The organism is Marinomonas phycocola (genome assembly GCF_047525455.1).
Classification (GTDB): Bacteria; Pseudomonadota; Gammaproteobacteria; order Pseudomonadales; family Marinomonadaceae; genus Marinomonas.
The window spans coordinates 179,783-198,114 of sequence record NZ_JBLIXL010000003.1 but is presented as its reverse complement, the minus strand read 5'-3'; the positions used below and the strand labels follow the sequence as shown (position 1 = coordinate 198,114).

General features: G+C 37.3%; 16 protein-coding genes. All 16 read right to left on the bottom strand.

The window, feature by feature from the left end; translation table 11 throughout:
* Positions 1–63: 63 nt before the first annotated feature.
* Positions 64–1,935, bottom strand: coding sequence for a flagellar hook-length control protein FliK (locus ACMUMJ_RS03900; protein ID WP_414677482.1), 1,872 nt, complete (start codon positions 1,933–1,935; stop codon positions 64–66).
* Positions 1,936–2,010: 75 nt separating this feature from the next.
* Positions 2,011–2,970: an ATP-binding protein gene (locus tag ACMUMJ_RS03895; protein ID WP_414677481.1), complete on the bottom strand. Its 960-nt coding sequence runs from the start codon at positions 2,968–2,970 to the stop codon at positions 2,011–2,013.
* Between the two features lie 344 nt (positions 2,971–3,314).
* Positions 3,315–5,228 (bottom strand): hypothetical protein, encoded by a 1,914-nt coding sequence (locus ACMUMJ_RS03890; RefSeq protein ID WP_414677480.1) that lies wholly within the window; start codon positions 5,226–5,228, stop codon positions 3,315–3,317.
* A gap of 25 nt (positions 5,229–5,253) precedes the next feature.
* Positions 5,254–7,221 carry a hypothetical protein gene (locus tag ACMUMJ_RS03885; RefSeq protein WP_414677479.1) on the bottom strand — a complete coding sequence of 656 codons (1,968 nt, stop codon included), beginning with the start codon at positions 7,219–7,221 and terminating at the stop codon, positions 5,254–5,256.
* A 20-nt stretch (positions 7,222–7,241) separates the two neighbouring features.
* Entirely contained in the window at positions 7,242–7,679 is a 438-nt protein-coding gene (gene fliJ, locus ACMUMJ_RS03880; protein WP_414677478.1) for a flagellar export protein FliJ, read from the bottom strand.
* A 55-nt stretch (positions 7,680–7,734) separates the two neighbouring features.
* Entirely contained in the window at positions 7,735–9,060 is a 1,326-nt protein-coding gene (gene fliI, locus ACMUMJ_RS03875; RefSeq protein WP_414677477.1) for a flagellar protein export ATPase FliI, read from the bottom strand.
* Positions 9,041–9,874 carry a FliH/SctL family protein gene (locus ACMUMJ_RS03870; RefSeq protein ID WP_414677476.1) on the bottom strand — a complete coding sequence of 278 codons (834 nt, stop codon included), beginning with the start codon at positions 9,872–9,874 and terminating at the stop codon, positions 9,041–9,043. The genes fliI and ACMUMJ_RS03870 overlap by 20 nt, the downstream gene beginning before the upstream one ends.
* 4 nt (positions 9,875–9,878) lie before the next feature.
* Positions 9,879–10,892 (bottom strand): flagellar motor switch protein FliG, encoded by a 1,014-nt coding sequence (gene fliG / locus ACMUMJ_RS03865; RefSeq protein WP_414677475.1) that lies wholly within the window; start codon positions 10,890–10,892, stop codon positions 9,879–9,881.
* Positions 10,893–12,560, bottom strand: a complete 1,668-nt coding sequence (fliF, locus tag ACMUMJ_RS03860; RefSeq protein ID WP_414677474.1) for a flagellar basal-body MS-ring/collar protein FliF — start codon at positions 12,558–12,560, stop codon at positions 10,893–10,895.
* Between the two features lie 26 nt (positions 12,561–12,586).
* Positions 12,587–12,949, bottom strand: coding sequence for a flagellar hook-basal body complex protein FliE (gene fliE / locus ACMUMJ_RS03855; protein WP_414677473.1), 363 nt, complete (start codon positions 12,947–12,949; stop codon positions 12,587–12,589).
* 67 nt (positions 12,950–13,016) lie between these two features.
* Complete coding sequence (locus ACMUMJ_RS03850; protein WP_414677472.1) at positions 13,017–14,360, bottom strand: sigma-54-dependent transcriptional regulator; 1,344 nt, start codon at positions 14,358–14,360, stop codon at positions 13,017–13,019.
* A 1-nt stretch (position 14,361) separates the two neighbouring features.
* Positions 14,362–15,516, bottom strand: a complete 1,155-nt coding sequence (locus tag ACMUMJ_RS03845; RefSeq protein ID WP_414677471.1) for a sensor histidine kinase — start codon at positions 15,514–15,516, stop codon at positions 14,362–14,364.
* On the bottom strand, positions 15,516–15,986 hold the full coding sequence (locus ACMUMJ_RS03840; RefSeq protein ID WP_414677470.1) for a helix-turn-helix domain-containing protein: 471 nt from the start codon (positions 15,984–15,986) through the stop codon (positions 15,516–15,518). The genes ACMUMJ_RS03845 and ACMUMJ_RS03840 overlap by 1 nt, the downstream gene beginning before the upstream one ends.
* A gap of 60 nt (positions 15,987–16,046) precedes the next feature.
* Positions 16,047–16,739: a dethiobiotin synthase gene (gene bioD / locus ACMUMJ_RS03835; RefSeq protein WP_414677469.1), complete on the bottom strand. Its 693-nt coding sequence runs from the start codon at positions 16,737–16,739 to the stop codon at positions 16,047–16,049.
* A 2-nt stretch (positions 16,740–16,741) separates the two neighbouring features.
* Complete coding sequence (gene bioC / locus ACMUMJ_RS03830; RefSeq protein WP_414677468.1) at positions 16,742–17,545, bottom strand: malonyl-ACP O-methyltransferase BioC; 804 nt, start codon at positions 17,543–17,545, stop codon at positions 16,742–16,744.
* Positions 17,520–18,317 carry an alpha/beta fold hydrolase gene (locus ACMUMJ_RS03825; RefSeq protein ID WP_414677467.1) on the bottom strand — a complete coding sequence of 266 codons (798 nt, stop codon included), beginning with the start codon at positions 18,315–18,317 and terminating at the stop codon, positions 17,520–17,522. Before ACMUMJ_RS03825 ends, bioC begins: the two co-directional genes overlap by 26 nt.
* Positions 18,318–18,332: the final 15 nt, after the last annotated feature.

Below are 18,332 nucleotides of genomic sequence, written 5' to 3'. Positions count from 1 at the left end.
AGAAATACCGTCTCCATGTCACTTATAAACACACTTTAGCTAAAAAGTCACAGAACACTTCAACTATGCATAATAATCCACACCTGACGCGTTCACATAAGAGGTATTTTCTTCAAGAAATGAGTCATCATCATTATCTAATACCTCTTTACCGCCGCCTCGTCCTTCATTAGATGAGGATTCTTGCCCTTGATTTTGTTGAGAGACATTGACATCAACCTTTTCTAAATCAACGCCCTGTTGAGCCAGTTGCTCTCTTAGCCTTTGAAGCTGACTTTCCAGCAGGTCTCTTGCTTGAGGAGTTGCAGCACTAAAGGTAATACTTGCTACATCACCATCCAAAGACACTTTAACACCTAAACTACCAAGCTCTGGTGGGTCTAAATGTATTTCAGCTGTTTGAACCCCTTCTCTCATAATCCATCTAACTTTCTCTCCCATTTCTTGTGACCACTTAGGGTCGTTAGGTGGCACAGTCATCGTCAATACTGGTTGCTGAGTGCTAGTTTGAATACCTTGAGATGTAACAGCTAAAGATGGGCCTCCTATAGCAGTACCCAAAGTAGTGATCAATTTAGAATCGGCATTTGATATCTCTTCTAGTTGGGAATCAAATAATTTCGAATTCTTTAAAAGTTCGGAAGGCTCTACAGGTAACTCTTCATCTACAAGTAAAGAGAACTCAGACAATACCTCTAGCGATGCCTTATTTCCATTTTTTAACGAGCCATCAAAAGAGACTTCATTATTTGATAGCAATGCATTCACATCAACAAGTGAACCTGAATTATTCGAATTTTGAGTGAGTTTGGAAAATAGCACATTCTGCGATTTTAAAGAAAGGGATTCACTTTCTTGATCAACTATCACATCAGCATTTTCTTTTACTACAACTGCTCCCTGCCTCTTCATTTCACCAAATACCCATGCTAAGTTCAAAGACCCTTCATGATTTTTTGCATCAATATCTAAGGATACATCCGAATTTTTGAACGGAGCAGAAACATCAACGTCTTTTATATTTTCAAATACAATAACAGGTTGCTTGAGGGCAGCACCTTCAACATCAACATCAACATCAACATCAACATCAACATTTTCAGAGTTTAGCACCTCATCATTGAGAGACAAGCTTTCGAGTTTTTCATTCAACGTTAGTACCGTTGAAGATGGAATGCTTACTTCATCAGATAAAGAAAGAGTGACAGCATTATTACTCTCAGTATGACTTTTAACCTTGCTATCCAGAAGGGGTTCTCCAATAGCAGAGAAAGCGTCAAGGTCAGAGCTCTTACCCTGCTCGATATCTAAATCTAAAATCGAAGGTCCTGCATCTTTATCATTTAAAGCCAGCGTATCATCAGGGATTAGCCCATCATTGTCACCCTTCACCTTAGAAGCGTCGGTTTCTTCAATATTGATTGGCGAAGGCACCTGTAAAGACACACTTCCTAGATCTGATTGATCCTCTACAATAGGCAAGCTGTTATCATTAACAACGAAAGCAGCCTCTTTGATTGGCAAGTTTTTGCCGTTATTTTCATTCAACAACCCCGCATCGTCTTCACCAACACCAGCTAAATTAGAGTTTCCTTCATCCTTTACTGCTTCAGAATCTAATTTATTTAATGACTTTAAAGGGGCGTCTTTAGAAGGTAATGATCGGTCGTTTTGAACGTCATCTCTTTGCTCTCTCTTAGAATGAAGCTTGCGGTCATTAAAATATGCTTGAGATTCATTATCTACAGCGCCAGAAGGGTCGTTAGACTTTGAATTGTCTGGCGCTTCTCTCTTGGGGGATTGTTTCCTTGTTGTTTCTAAAACCTCGGCAAAGCTCCCTCTGTCCCTCAAAGGGGCGGCACGAGACTCACCAAAAGGTCGAGATGAACTTTTATTAGATGACAGTGGAATAGTAGTGTCTAATTGCATTTGCATAACGGCCCCTTCCTAAAATAACCAATTAGCAATAGCAAAATTGAGGCCAGTTTCATTAGCAATATCGACCTTAAATCACTCGGTCCAATTAAAAATGATCTTAGATTTATTACCTTTAGGTGACACAATCAGCTCTTTACATAACTGTCTAACCAAATACAACCCTCTGTTATAGGGTGTATTTTCTTCACTTATTTTGTCCGATATTAAACTTGAACTATAACCTTTGCCACTGTCTTCCACTGTCACAGTAGCAGTACCTCCTTGACGTTGGTACTCAACATTAATAGTAATCATTACATAACCACTGGTTATTCGACTTAGCCGACTACCTCTCTCCATAAAATATTTAGAAAAGCCTTCAGGGGTACTTTTTAATGCAGAACTAAGCTCTAATACACCGTGCTCTAATGCATTAGAAAATAGTTCTGACAGGACCATAAATAGCTGATTAGAGTACTGACCAAGGCCTGGAATAGTTAACAGGATTCGTAAAAAATACGGCAAAGGATCAATACTCTTTAGTAACTCCGCATTTAAAAAGCACTCAAATGTGAAATTTAAATACTTAGAAACTTGTACAGAAGAAGGCAATTCTGTACAGCTAGATAAAATAGAGTAACCAAACTCTACATCCGATGGCAGGATACATTCCGGATTTTCAATATGTTTCGCAATGCCAAGCAAACGGCATAAATTTAAGAACTTAGGGGATTTATAAAATGAAGGACAACTCATGATAGAGATATCTGAAAGCTGAATTAAAGACACAGAAGGTATAAAAGACATGGTATCTTTTATACTTTTTTCATCATTTAACCATTTAGACATATCCCATGAATTTACAGAAGTTGATATAAGCAAGATGGGGACATCGATACCTAAGTATTTCGCGCAAATACGCTGGAAAGCGGCCAAAATAATACCATCTTCGAAATCCATATCTATACAAATAAAGTTTATATTTTTCAGTACTAGGGACTGCAGTACACTAAAATCCTCAGATAAAACAACGCAATAACCTCTTTCAGACAAAAAGGTCTCCATAAGTCGTAGTTTAGATACGCCTCTACTTATAATGAGTGCTTTAGAATGTAAATGTGTCATCGGGTCACAAAAATTAAATGTCATGTTAAATATATCCAATATTTACCACTGGATATTTAGACGCATCACTACCTACTAGTGCCGTTATTATATACTTATCTTAGTAAGCAAAAACGTATATTTTCCACTAACAATATACATTCACTATAAGTGAAACACTTTAATATTACTGTACAATTACTGTACAATATTTGTAAAATAACAAGCCATAACATTTTGACTCTATTGTTATAGGTGATTTTTGTAGAACAGGTATCAGAACGCTTTCCCAATCATTCTTCAACTCCTTCGTTAGAGCTATAATCAGTACGTATTGTCTGATCCATTTGACTAAAAATAGGTCTGATCATTTCTTCTGATAGCATCATGCACGAGTCCAGAAGCTTAGAATCGAAGTCATTTAAACTACTGAATGCCTTCTCTTTTCTCCGCTCTGCAACGTCAACTTCTGCTCTAAAGAGATCAATAGTCTTTTCTTCGTCTTCAGATAACTCATGAAGTAATAAAATCACGGTGTCTACATCATGATTTATGTCTTTAGCTAATGATGATCTTTCAATCTCTCCATTAGACTGCTCTGAAATGAGCGTTTTTAGAATAATTGCCCTAACTTCGTTTAGGTATCGAGTTGAATCATTTAATGCTCTAGAGCTTGCTTGCATTTCTTTATGTACTATTTGCAATTTTTGTACAATATTCTCATAACCCAACAATACACTCGATTCTATATTTTCGGTTAGCTCATTTGAGACTTTAGCCAACAGAGAACGAAACTTACTCTCCCAAATAGCATAATCAGGTAACGCTACTGTCGCTATATGGGAGCTAAAGTCATCACTAACGTCTTGCTTAGGCGCTGCTAAAGTAATGGGGACTATAGATAGGTCATTTAATTCGCTGCCCAACTCCAGAAGACTATCATCTGCCTCTTCAAGTGTACTGTCTAGTTCTTCAAAACCATCTAATTCATCTAGCTCATCAAAACTTGACAAATCAGAGGTTCCCATCAGATAGTCAGTATTGTTATCTGAATTTAATAAATGCTGTCTTATTCTTTCCAAACCTTGGCTAATTTCAGACAATGGGGACTGACCTCGCTTTACCCTAACAGGAGTATTCCAAACACCACTCCCCATTAGGCGTACCGATTTATGTATAACATCCAGTTCTATTTTTTCAGAAATGAATTCCAACGTTACAACATAACCACAAAACGAGTCATTTTGAGTTACCTCAGTATGATCCAACTGATATACACCACTGTCTAATAAAATTTTATGATTTGTCTCTGCTAATGATAAGAAATGTATTTCATTCATGTACTCCCCAATTAAACTGTCATAACTTTCAGAATCAATGTCTAAAGCCTTTGACAGATCTTCGCGAGAGTTTTCCCATAAAAACAAAAAACTTTCATTTACATCAATAATTTTATGATTCTGATTAAGAAGTAACATTGCTTTAGAGGATTTAGAAAATGCATGACTAATTTGATGAAACTTTAATTTCATATCTTTAGTTGAGGACAGTTGGTTTTCAGTCAAAAAAATCAAGAAATCATTTATCTCATCTAGCTCAGAATAATTAAAATGCGGTGTATCTAAATAAAGATCCCAAGAAATAATTTTCTTAATATTTGATTTAATTAAAGAAAAGTCATAAACAACATGCTTTTTAAAACCATTAAATGAAAAAACAAAAAAAACCAACAAAAATAAAAGAAAGGAAAAAATCAACCCATTAAAATATAGAAGAAAATCCTCTTTATCATTTTCAAATCCAAAACTCAGGTCTAAACTAAAGTCATTAATAATTTTCTCGACAATGAGCATAGCCTCATCATTCTTTTCAGTTATTTTTTCTTTCAACACAACAGAATCAAATAAAAAATTGTAGTTTAATACTTGAGCAGAATCATTGATAATTTTATCAATCTCTCTAATCTTTAAAAAGATTCTCTCTTCTTTTATATCACCATTATGAAAGTACAAAAAAATATCTTTATATAATTCATTAAATAATAAATTAATTTCAATTGCTTTATTCTTTGAGTAGGTATTCTCATCATAAGATTGCACAACACTATTAAACAAGCCAGAAAGTGCAAAAAGCAAAATCCCGAAAAATAAGAATGTAAAAATACATAGCCTTGCATACACACTGGTGAGTTTAATTTTATCTTTCATAAAGTACTTTCTTAATCTTTAAATTCTAATCAGTAAAATTTGATTCCAACAATACATAGACTATGTTCCCATCTTGCATCGTTGACTCAGCAACATTAACCTCATCCCAAAATCTAGCAATCTTCCCATCTAGGTATAAGCTAGATCTATCATAACGAATAGAAGAAAAATACAGTGCAATTTTTTTATTAGGGTAACAAAAAAGCACAAAATGCCCTCTCTCCGCATCCTTTCTTTTAAAATCATTACCTACGTTAAGTATAGAAAACACATCACCTTTAAAGGTAAGGTAAAATTTATCCTTACTCTCATGGTATGACCTTAATTGATAAATACAATCCAGAGATATACTTTCGATTGAACAGGCTACACTTCTTTCAATAGCAATAACATCATTCTTAAAAACACCAATAAACGATATATCACGGAGTTTAATAGCATCTATTTGCAGCGACTTATTTTTAACATCTAAGTTGCACTGTGCTTTTTTAAATGGAGTAAACTCACCCAAAAGCTCACCTTCTCTCGTTTTCCAAAAAGCAGCTACAGACGGAAAACCTACTCTAAAAGGTAACTTTCTTGCAAATGTTATCTCACTTAGAAACTCACATACAAGTCCAAAGATTAAGCCAGCCTGTTCAATAAAAATAATTTTTTTATGGCTTCGATCACCTCTATCAGACTGATTAACAGAACGGGCAATAGAAGAAACAGACCACGAAATATTGTCAAAAAGTAAAATATCAGTTCCACCTTTCCTATAATACGAGAAGCCATACTCATCATTAAAAAAAAGCGATTCATTATATGTAACCACATCCTGAATTTGGTACTTAGGCACTATATATTTATCATCACCTCTTTTAATAACAATAACATCATAGTATAAAGCGTCATATTCTAAAGAAAATTCACCTATACCTTTTTCATAAGTATTATCGGATTCAGTGAGCACTATAAGACCATCAATTTCAATAAATTTATTTCTAGCTAATTCATTAAAACCTGAAACGGGTGAAAAATAGAAGAAAGACTTACCATTTAATCGAATGAGTGAGATATTCTTATTGGAGCCAGAGGCTAACAAAAAACACTCTAAGAAAAATTCAAGGCTTTTCTTAGAGTGCTTAGAAATATAAACATCATCTAATAATTGAAAACTACTAATAGATGAAAACTTTTTCAAAATAAGCACTAAAGAATATGTATACTTATTTTTAAATAGATTCTGCTTCTCCATTATATTTTCATAAAATTGTTTTTTAAGCTCTGCCTTCTCATTTATAAAATCTTCATATAATGACATAGATTTTTGTAAGTCATTATAAAAAATTTCAGCATCACTTTCACTCACACTTGATGCCTCCCAATCTAGCATAGGATATTTTTTCTGAAGCCATAACAAAGAACAACTCGTTTCAACCTCAATAAAAATATACGAGCTGTCATAAAAAATCAAATCATCTCTCATGTTCCCATCTATATAGAAACCAACGACATCTAAGCTTTCAGAAAAGGATTCAACTAAAAAAATAATAAAATCAGGAGACTTATTTTTAAATATTGCTTTGTATTTGAAAAAGAAAAATGGAGGATCACCATTCTCTTTCAAAGATAAAAGTAATGATTTCAATTTTTCAATACTTTCATATTGAAAATCCATATCATAATCAAACTCGTCTTTAATAAAGCACTTCAAAAATATCGCTTGCTTAAAAACATCTAACACTTCAAATAAAAAACAGTTCAGTTTTTCATTAAAACCAATAGATTTTGAAATAATACCAAGAATAAAACGTTTATTAGATAATAAGAAATCTGTTACAGAAGAATTAATTGATGAATTTTCTTCTATAATGGTGTAAAGCTTAAAAAAAACGGCCTTTATATTAGCAATGTTCTTTTGTGGTCGAGACTCATAAAAAAAAATACTACTTTCTAAACAATCTAAAAGAAAAAGCAGCTCTTTATCTAGAGCTTTATGTACTAACATTCACATAGCCTTATGTGTCATTATGAACTTTTAGTCGATAAAAAGCGGCGCATAGCAAACTCATCGCTTTGAAACTGTTCTTTTTTCTGCTCCACCTTATCCTCAGCAGTAACATGTTTTTTCTGAAGCCAGTCCATACTCTCTGTTTTCCCTCTTGCTTTTAGCCACTGTTTTTTCACAAAATTAGATTGCTGCTCAACACGTAAAATCTGTTTTTTTTGTTGAGCGATGGCCTGACCTAATCTGTCAACAAAGTGCTGGTAGTTGGTTGATAAAAAAGCATTCAACCCAATCAGGTTCCTCTCGGAACTGTATTGTTCTGCGTATTCTTCAAGTTGATTTAATTTCTCTTTTTCAGTCTGAAGCTGAGCCTGCTGAGCAGCTAATCGCTTAGCAACATCACTTTCTTCTTGCTTTGCTAAATTAACTAAAATTTGCATTCGAGCAGACTTTTTCACAATATCACCTAATGTATAAATATTTATATAATCTAAAAATACCAAAGCACGGCACTTACGTCATTGACGCCACTAAAGCTTCTAAACTTTGATCGATCGTAAAGCTTTCTTTTAACCCTTGCTGCAAAAACTTTCGAATTTCAGGCATTAATTCTATAGCTTGGTCTGTGTCTTGATCTGAGCCTTTGACATAAGCTCCTACGGCAATCAAATCCTGATTCTGTTGATACTTAGAATATAGCTGCTTAACCCTCATCGCTCCACTTAAATGTGCATCGGTTACAATTTGAGGCATAGCCCTTGAGATTGAAGCTTCTATATCAATTGCAGGATAATGCCCTTCTTCTGCAAGTCGACGAGATAATACGATATGACCATCAAGTATAGCCCTTGATGCATCGGCAATAGGATCCTGCTGATCATCGCCTTCCGTTAATACTGTATAAAAAGCGGTAATAGAACCACCTCCATCTTTTCCGTTACCTGCTCTCTCTACTAACTGAGGCAGCTTTGAAAAAACAGAAGGAGGGTAACCTTTTGTTGCCGGAGGTTCCCCCACAGAAAGAGCAATCTCACGCTGCGCTTGTGCGTAACGAGTTAAAGAGTCCATTAATAAAAGAACATTTTTACCTTGATCACGATAATACTCAGCAATTCGTGTTGTTAACATCGCAGCCCTTAAACGCATCAAGGCCGAATCATCCGCAGGAGAAGCAATAACAACAGAATGAGCAAGACCTTCCTCACCTAAAATATGCTCAATAAACTCCTTAACCTCTCTCCCCCTCTCACCAATTAAGCCTACAATAGTAATATCGGCTTCGGTAAAGCGCGTCATCATGCCGAGTAACATACTCTTACCAACACCACTACCCGCAAAAAGCCCTAATCGTTGGCCTTTCCCGACAGTTAAAAGACTATTAATTACTTTAATCCCAACATCTAATGGCTCGGATATCGGTTTTCTTTCTAGGGGATTAATAGTGACAGTATGTAAACTTGTAAACGATTTTGCTTTAATGGGTCCTTTACCATCTAACGGCTTTCCTAATCCATTAATAACCCTGCCGAGTAACTCATCCCCAACAGGGATCATACTGTCACCTAAAATAGGACGAACACGAGCGCCAGGAGAAATGCCTTCTATTGCCTCTGTGGGCATCAAATAAGTCAAGTCACCAGTAAAACCAACCACTTCTGATTCAACCCAACGATCATTCTTTACCTGAACATCACAGCAATCACCAAGAGCGACTTTACACCCCACAGCCTCCATAGTTAGACCCACCATCCTAGTGACTCTGCCCTCTATAACAGATTTCATAGGGGTGCAATCTATCTGCTCTAATTTTGCTAATCGCTCAATTAGTGTTGTTGTCATTGGCGTCTACATCCACTTGGTTGGTGAGCAACTCCAACTCATCAAAAACTTTCTTAACTCTATTTTCAATGCTTCCATCAACAAAAAAGTTTTTCGATTCTAAAATAAAACCACCTAAGAAAAGGCTATCATCTGATTCTAAATGCAAATTCACAGCATCAAAAACTTGATAGTCTTTCAACAGTTCCAAATCATCGGGGTTCAGAGTCAGTTTAATTTTTCCACCATACTCTTCAATAGAATCAAACATCAACCCCAGTTGAGATTTAAGAATGTGAGAGGAGCGTTCGTTAATTTCAATCTGAGTAATGCTTTCTACAAACCGCTTAATTGAAGCATACAAAATCAACTCAACAGAAACTCGTGTTTCCTTGAGAGGAGACATAAGCTCTTCTACGATCGTTTTTAATTGTCTTTCAACTTGCTCAAATTGAACATGTGCTTGCTCTCTAGCTTCATTGTGGCCAACTTCGAAGCCTTCTTTTTTTCCCGAATCCAGCCCCTCGGCATGACCCACATCGTGCCCTTCAGAATGGCCTTCTTCTCTTCCTTTTTCACGCCCTTCTTCCAAACCTTGGGAAAAGCCTTCTTCATACGCTGCCGAACGAATTTCTTCTAATTGAGAGGCCGTAAGCGGCTCATAAACCAACGAATCTTTATCTACTTCTTCATAAGTAACAGTTGCATCTTCTGTCTTTATCAATAATCCCGATGCAGCGACTTTTTTATCGTTGTTATTACCTTGAAGATAAGGCAATTCCCAACGTTCGTACGCCGTTAATTTCTTTTTTTCTTTATTTACACCATCACTCATTCAATTAGACCATCTGCTCGCCACCGCCACCTAAGACAAGCTCACCACTATCAGCAAGACGACGGGCAACAGCAAGTATTTCTTTTTGAGCAACTTCGACTTCACTCACACGTACAGGACCTTTCGACTCTAAATCATCTTTTAACATATCAGCAGCACGTGAAGACATATTCTTAAACACTTTTTCCTGCATATCAGGATCAGCCCCTTTCAGAGCGAGGATCAACGTTTCAGATTCAACCTCGCGTAAAATAACCTGAATGCCTCGGTCATCTACATCAATCAAGTTATCAAAGACAAACATCATATCTTGAATTGTATTTGCTAAATCCTCATCAACATCCCGAATGGATTCCATCAAGTCAACCTCAACAGAACTGTCAATAAAGTTCATAATGTTAGCTGCCGTTCTAATCCCTCCAATAGAAGTCGATTGCGTTGATTGATTTCCAGAGAATTGCCTTTCAAGTATATTATTCAATTCTTGCAAGGCGGCAGGTTGCACCGTTTCTAGGGAAGCAACACGAAGAACAATATCTAAACGAACCCTTTCATCAAAGTTTGCCAGAATATCGGCTGCTTGGTCTGGATCTAGATAAGAAATAACAATGGCTTGTATTTGAGGGTGCTCATAACGAATAACATCAGCAACAGCCCTAGGCTCCATCCATTTTAACGTATCTAATCCTGTTGTATTCCCACCAAGCAAAATACGATCAATCAAGCTGTTGGCTTTTTCATCACCTAGAGCTTCTTTTAACATATTCCTAATGTACCCATCAGCGCCCAGACCTAAACCAGTTTGGTCACCTACAAGAACCAGAAAATCATCTAGCACTTTTTCAACTTGATGCCTTTGGACATTAGCAAGCTGAGCCATGGCTTGACCAATTCTTTGGACTTCTTTAGGACCCATATGCTTTAAGATTTGAGCTGCATCTGATTCCCCTAAAGACATTAATAGGACAGCCGCTTTTTGAACTGACGATAAATCGGCATTTTGATCTACTTCGCTCATCTAATCTTCCATAACCCATTGTTTAACCACTTGAGCTACACGTTCTGGCTCTTCCGCAATTAGCCCTCGAATAGCATTCAATTGACGTTCAATTTTCTCTGGAGATCCAGGAACCATAACATCTTCAGCACTAACTAGTGATACCTGATCATCTGATATTTCATCTGTTTCATCTGCAAAAATCGAGGCTTCAGCATCTTCAGCCACCGCAATTTTATTTTGTTCGCCCAATGTTTTAAGAATCGGTCTAACGACAATTAATAATAACAAAAGAATAAACAAGCCAACCAACGTAGGCTGTAACAGGCTTAAGAACCATGTCTGTTGATAAAAAGGAATTTCTTCGGCTTCTTCTGGTGGCTCAGGCAAAGCAAATGGCGTATTCACGACATTGATGCTGTCACCTCGACTTGGATTGAACCCAACAGCATCTCTTACTAAAAGAGTTAATCGCTGTAATTCATCATCACTCCAAGGCGTTCTCACTATTTGAGATGTCTCTGGATCAATCGATGAAATATCATCAACCACAACGGCAACAGAAAGCCGACGAACAGTACCTTGTTGACGAACGGTATAACTAATGCTTCGATCTAATTCAAAGTTCCGTACTGTTTCTTGTCTTGATTGACCCGGAGTTTGTGCCGTGTCACCTCCAACATTAGCGCCATTAACATCGGCAACTTCAGGTGCATTAATAGCACCGGGGGGCTGATTTGTTAGCGCTCCAGGAACGCCTGAGTTAGCCGCTCCAGTCCGATTTTCTTGTAATGTTTGTTCGCTTCTAAGAGCCAGTAAATCAGGGTTGAACTGCTCATCAGTTTGCTCCACTGATGTAAAATCCACATCAGCCGATACTTCAGCTTGAAATCGACCAGAACCAACTACAGGATCTAGTATATTGTTTACACGACTTAATAAGACATCTTCAACTTTTCGAGTGTAATCAAATTGCTTACCCGCAATTGATAATTCAGAATCTTGATCTTTTTGACTGAGCAACGTGCCACGTTGGTCAACGACCGTAACGTCTTTGTGACTTAGTTGGGAAATACTAGAAGAAACTAAATTTACAATTGCATCAACTTGGCTAGAATCTAATCGTCTTCCAGGATACAACTCCAGAAATACAGAAGCGGACGGTTTACGTGTATCACGCACAAAAACAGACTCTTTAGGGATAGCGAGATGAACTCGAGCAGACTTTATACTCTGTAAGCTAGTGATTGTTCGACTGAGTTCACCTTCTAAGCCTCTTCGATAACGAGCACTTTCAGCAAACTGAGAGGTACCAAGAGCCTGCTCTTGATCCATAATCTCCATACCGACAATGTTGTCATTAACAATACCTGAACCCGCCAGCTTTAAACGTGCCAAATGATAGGACTCAGATTCGACTAGCAAAGCACCAGAGTTTTCATCTAATTTGAAAGGAATGTTATTTATCGTTAACAATTCGACTATTTGATCTGCATTATAATCGGTAATACTGCTTAATACAGGTTTGTAGTCAGTACCATTACTCCAAAGAACAGCAGCTAGTCCAATAGCTATAGACGCAGCTAAACCGACCATTAATGCCAACTGCCTAATAACAGTTAGTTTATTAAAGCCGGTTAAAAGTTCTACATATAGCTTTTGATCTGATTGAGCTGGAACATTATCCATTTAAGAAAGCCAATAATTTATTATACTTAAATAGGCATGTTCATAATTTTTTCATACGCATCAACAAGCTTATTCCGGACTTGAGTCATTGCCTCAAAAGAAACGCTGGATTTTTGAAGTCCTATCATAACTTGAGGCAAATCCACACCTTCAACACCACGCTCATAAGATTGAGCTAGATTTTTTGATTCAGCTTGTAAAGTATTTACATTATCAACAGCATTTTTCAACATCGCAGAGAAGTCAGCACGCTCAATTCTATTCTCAACACCAGATACATCTCCCATTTTGTTTATGGGATTATCGATCGCACCAGGTTGTTGTACCTGCGAGCGCATGTCTCTCATTTGAGACAAAACTTGATTTATGTCTGGCCTATTTGTGACCATAGCACCCACCCTAAAAAATACCTACTAGAACAGCTTAGCACAAAGATGCTAAAAAGATGATATAAAATCAATCAACGTCTAAACCACACTCTCTCATTTTTGCAATTTTGTATCTTAACGTTCTTGGGCTAATACCCAATTGTTCAGCTACGTCTTTTCTTTTACCATTACAATCGATCAAGGATTGAGCAATAATTCTAAACTCATGCTGCTGAACACCTTGCCCTAAGATTGAAGCCGCATTATCATCTATTTCATCATCACTCGACAAGTCATCAGAAGAAATACTATCAAAAACAACATGCTGCACATCAACTTTATCATTCATGGATAAAATTAGTGCTCTTTGAACAACATTCTCCAGCTCCCTAACATTACCAGGCCATGGATGAGACTCTAATTTACTTTGAGCTTCTAATGTAAGTTGTGGCAGAGACATCCTCATTTTAACAGAATATTTCTCAAGCATCTTTTTAGCGATAGGTAAGATATCCGCTTTTCTTTCTCTTATAGGAGGCCACTTGAGTGGAAATACATTTAAGCGATAATACAAATCTTCTCGAAACCCGCCTTCTCTTACATACTCAGCAAGGTCTCTGTTTGTTGTTGCCAAAATACGAATATTTAATGGAATAGTCTTCTTACCACCAAGACGCTCTACTTCTTGCTCTTGTATAACTCGCAACAATTTAGACTGTAAGCCAATGTCCATTTCAGTAATTTCATCAAGTAAAATTGTTCCTCCATTTGCCTGCTCAAACTTCCCTGCTTGAGAAGAAACCGCTCCAGTATAGGCTCCTTTCTCATAACCAAACAGTAAAGCCTCCAACATATTCTCAGGAATGGCAGCGCAATTTAATGCAACAAAAGGCTCGGATGCTCTTGGAGAGTTCTGATGTATGTAGTTTGCAAGAACTTCTTTCCCTGTACCACTCTCACCACTAATCAAAACAGTAGAGTCTGTAACGGCAACTCGTTTTGCTAAATTTAGTAAATTAATACTCGCTTTATCTATTGCTATTGGTTGAGTATTTTCATCTAAGACTTTTTTCTTCGCATGTTTTCCGACTACAGACAATAACTCCTTCGCCTGAAAAGGTTTTAACAAATAATCAACCGCGCCGTCTCTCATTGCTTCAACTGCTTTGGATATGTCTCCATATGCAGTCATCAGCATAATAGGCAGATCAGGATAATGATCAATAACATGCTTTAACAACTGATAACCATCAATTCCAGGCAAATTAATATCTGATACAACCATATCAAATGGCATATTCTTCAACATGATAATGGCATCTTCAGCATTGTAAACCACTTTACATACATAGTTTTCCAGCATTAAAGTATCTTCTAGTGCTTCTGCCAACGCTTTATCATCTTCTACTATTAATAATCGTACTTCTGACATGTTACACCTTTATAAGAGGCAGGCGAACCAATGCGGTGGTTCCCTGCCCCTGTTCACTATGAAGCTCAAAATGGCCATGATGCGCTCGTGATATCGCTTTCACTACCATAATCCCTAGACCTGTTCCGTTCTGTTTGGTTGTCATAAAACCTTGCTGTATTCTTTCAAGCATTTCAGGTGACATTCCTTCACCAAAATCAATACAATAAATATCCAAAGACCCGTTTTGAATTTCACACTTAATTTGAATTATGCCACCTTCACCCTGAGCCTCAATCCCGTTATTAATAAGATTAACCAAAGCGCCAATCAAGGTGTCTTTATTACATTGTAAAAGGTATTCAGCAACAGGGCTGGACACAAAAAATTCTAATTGCGTTTGTTTTTGCCCACAAACTTCATCAGACGTCAGTTTAAACTCCGTTAAGAAAGACTCTAAATCTAATTTTTCATCTAAATGAATGTCGCTTTTAGAAAACACTAACATGTCTCTAATTTGCCTTTCCATGTGCTGTAAGCGTCCCATTAATTTAGCGGAAAACTTTAACCGGTGCTCCAACCCCAAGTGCTCTTTTTGCAAATGATCGGCGTACAAAGTCGCGGTTGAAAGAGGTGTTCTGATTTGGTGAGCAAGTGCAGCAACCATTGTTCCCATCGTTGAAAGTCGCTCATGATGAGCTAACTGTTTTTGCAATTTATGCGTCTCGGTTAAATCTACAAAAATAACCAATTGCCCAGGAACATTACCAAGTGACGAGGTTTCTACTCGAACACGGCGACCACTAACCATTGTAATCTCATGACCATCATCTTGCTGAGGAGAAAAGCTTTGAGTTACCACTTTAGACCACGACTCTCCTAACAGAGAAAAAGAAAAAAGTCCGTTTGCCGCACTATTCGCCATGATAATAACGCCTTCATCATTGAGCAACAATACGCCAACAGGCATGGATTCAAACAACTGCTTAAACTGGCTCAATAATAACTGATTTTTCTTCTCTTCTCTGGCCTTCGCTTGCTCAGCTATAGCCAGCCTTTCTGATAATACCTTTGCTTGCTTTTGTAATTCATCATAAGAATCAACCAATACAGCAGAAGAAAGAGAAAACTCATCAAAAGCGGCCTTCAAAGCGGCTATTTCTTCATCTTTTGTCACTAAAACTCCGACTTATCAATATTGTATCGACGCATTTTTTCAATAAGTGTTGTGCGCTGAATTTGCAAATGTTGAGCAGCCCTAGAAACTACGCCATTGGCAACCGTCAAGGCTTGACGAATCAAAAGCGATTCTAGACGCTTTACATGCAAATTCAAGTCCACGACATTAATAGCAGGAGAACGAGACCATTGCGTGAGCCTTTGAAGAATCGGCTTCACGTCTTCATGCGTCCATGGAAGAGGCAACCTCCAAAAATTTGGGGCAGAAACAGTAAACTCATTCGTTGGAGAGAGATAAATCACAGGAATCGTTGAGTGTATATTAGATGAGTTTAAAGACCCGACAACAGCAAAGTCTGAATTTGTTATTTCTTCTTCGAAAAGCGTTGTATCAATTCCCATAAAATTCAATAACAATGAGACATCATGCTCTTCAGGCGGTGTTAGGCCATAAATTAATGCTTTCATTCAAACTCCTGTTAACGAATATTACTAGGATAAAATAGCGTCAAAATATCGCTAAAACCATTACAACAATATTTGACTAAGGATCGAGTCAAAAGCACTTTCTGAATCGATTTCATGCTCATAATACTCTAAAGCACCTAAAAAAGGGGCGGATATCATCGCCTGTAAAGACATCAAATTTTCACTATACGAAGGCATTAGTGACTGACCACTATTAGCAACCCACCCAGCAACACTTAAACCATCACTCTTTATTGACTCAATCGTTAACAATGCGTGATTAATACAGCCTAGCTTCATATTTACAACCATAACCACAGGAAAGTTTAATGATTTAGCTAAATCAGAAATTAGCTCACGATCATTCAATGGAACCTTCCATCCACCAGCGCCCTCTACTAAAACAAATTCACTAGGATTTAATAACGCCCCTCTTATAAATCCTTCAAGGCGATTCACCGAAATCACTTTATTATCTTGTAATGATGCAATATGCGGCGCAATAGCAGACTCAAACACAACTGGATTAATTTGTGAATAGCTTAGCTTAACAGATGATGCTTGTTGTATTTTCAAACCATCATCATTAATAAGCTCATCTCCAACCCAAGTTGCGCCTGCAGCAATGGGCTTCAATCCCAAAGAGCGCAATTTTTTACGATGAGCGGCCTTTAAAAGCCCAACGGTTATATAGGTTTTTCCGGCATCAGTATCAGTACCTGTTACAAAAAAACGTTTCTTTCCATTTTTCATACTTATCTAACCTTTTTACGAGCAATGATAAACGCGACCTGATAACTCAAAGGAATACCAACACCATCATGAAAAGCATTGTATTGCGTAACAAACGCCCTCCACATCGAGGGAGTAACACTCGATCGATTATCGGCTTCAGTAACAACTGACGCTCCCACTTTCTTTACCGAATAAATAGCATCTTGAACCGTATGAAAGTGCATCTTCATCGTTCTTACTTCTTTCTGATGTATTTCCAGTCCGCTTTCCAATAAATCAGAAACAATTTTTTCCACAGATGGGTATTGATTACTATGAAGGCGACCGTCAACTTGCTTCCAAGCTTCGCCTATTTCCAGCATTGAGCCTTCACATAAAGTAGAGAAACACCACCAACCTTCAGAGTCCATTATGCGTTTTATCTCGTTAAATAAAGATAAATGAGATTGGCACCATTGAATTGATAAGCTAGAAAAGATCAAATTAAATGAATTATCAGTAAATGGTAAGTTTTCCGCATCAGCACAGATAACGTTAGCACCAGACTCTTTCTCATAAGCAATACCTAACATACTTTCTGATAGATCTACCCCAATAAGCTGTTGAGATAAATAGGACAGTGACTTCAGAGCGTTACCAGTACCACAGCCCAAATCCATCACCCTATCCAACTGAACACTCGGAAGCATAGATAACAAAGAGGTGAGAACCTGTTTTTGGAAATTTGCATGAAAATCATAAGTAGATGCAGCGCGACTAAAACTTCTGGCTAACTGCAGCTTATACGTTAAATCAACATCAGGAGGCATAAATAAACTGCTCAATTAGATCTTTACTCTTTTGCAACTTCTCTAAAAAGGGCTGATGCGCACAATCATCCATGATAGCAATTTTGTGCATCTCACTTTTTTGGGTCAAATCAGATAGCACAGAAGAAGAAACCAATACATCATTCCTTCCATAAATATGTAAATTCGGGCAACCTAAGAGTGAATATTCTCTTCGTACGTCTAAATTTTTCAACAACCTCAATGCACCATTTAAAGCTAAACCATTAAACGCTTCTGGATTTACGCACTCTATAAGCTGCTTTTGCAATGCACGAGGCTCTTTTGCCCCTTTAGTTTGCAACGAAATAAAGCGCCTTAGTCCTTCTTCTGGTGAGTCATCTACTTTTTGAGAGAAATCATCAAATACAGCATCATCCATCCCCATAACCCAATCTTCTTTTTTTACAAAACAAGGAGAGGAAGCAATAGTGATCAATCCTTTCACGCGACTTGACCTTCTCGCAGCAACATAAGCAGCAATGGTCCCACCTAATGACCAACCTAACCACCAACTTGAGTCAGGAGCAATCTCCAGTAACTGTTCAGTTAATGCATCAATATCATAATTAATACCTAACCCAGTTAACTGCACACTGTCACTATTATTTGTTATCCCAGGCAGGTCAGCGAGAACAACATAAAAATGTTCACTAAGCGCTTCAGCAAGTGGTTGCATACTTTCTTTTGGCATCGCCCAACCAGGAATCATAAAAATAGCCTGCTTTGAGCTGTCACCGAAACATTTATACTCTAACTGAAATCTCATTACTGCACCCTTTAA

What these genes read in the sequence shown, in the direction of transcription:
- ACMUMJ_RS03840 (WP_414677470.1), bottom strand. Translation starts at nt 15,986, where the DNA reads ATGAAAGCATTAATTTATGGCCTAACACCGCCTGAAGAGCATGATGTC.
- ACMUMJ_RS03825 (WP_414677467.1), bottom strand. Translation starts at nt 18,317, where the DNA reads ATGAGATTTCAGTTAGAGTATAAATGTTTCGGTGACAGCTCAAAGCAG.
- bioD (WP_414677469.1), bottom strand. Translation starts at nt 16,739, where the DNA reads ATGAAAAATGGAAAGAAACGTTTTTTTGTAACAGGTACTGATACTGAT.
- fliI (WP_414677477.1), bottom strand. Translation starts at nt 9,060, where the DNA reads ATGACAACAACACTAATTGAGCGATTAGCAAAATTAGAGCAGATAGAT.
- fliG (WP_414677475.1), bottom strand. Translation starts at nt 10,892, where the DNA reads ATGAGCGAAGTAGATCAAAATGCCGATTTATCGTCAGTTCAAAAAGCG.
- ACMUMJ_RS03870 (WP_414677476.1), bottom strand. Translation starts at nt 9,874, where the DNA reads ATGAGTGATGGTGTAAATAAAGAAAAAAAGAAATTAACGGCGTACGAA.
- fliE (WP_414677473.1), bottom strand. Translation starts at nt 12,949, where the DNA reads ATGGTCACAAATAGGCCAGACATAAATCAAGTTTTGTCTCAAATGAGA.
- ACMUMJ_RS03890 (WP_414677480.1), bottom strand. Translation starts at nt 5,228, where the DNA reads ATGAAAGATAAAATTAAACTCACCAGTGTGTATGCAAGGCTATGTATT.
- fliF (WP_414677474.1), bottom strand. Translation starts at nt 12,560, where the DNA reads ATGGATAATGTTCCAGCTCAATCAGATCAAAAGCTATATGTAGAACTT.
- ACMUMJ_RS03850 (WP_414677472.1), bottom strand. Translation starts at nt 14,360, where the DNA reads ATGTCAGAAGTACGATTATTAATAGTAGAAGATGATAAAGCGTTGGCA.
- ACMUMJ_RS03885 (WP_414677479.1), bottom strand. Translation starts at nt 7,221, where the DNA reads ATGTTAGTACATAAAGCTCTAGATAAAGAGCTGCTTTTTCTTTTAGAT.
- ACMUMJ_RS03900 (WP_414677482.1), bottom strand. Translation starts at nt 1,935, where the DNA reads ATGCAAATGCAATTAGACACTACTATTCCACTGTCATCTAATAAAAGT.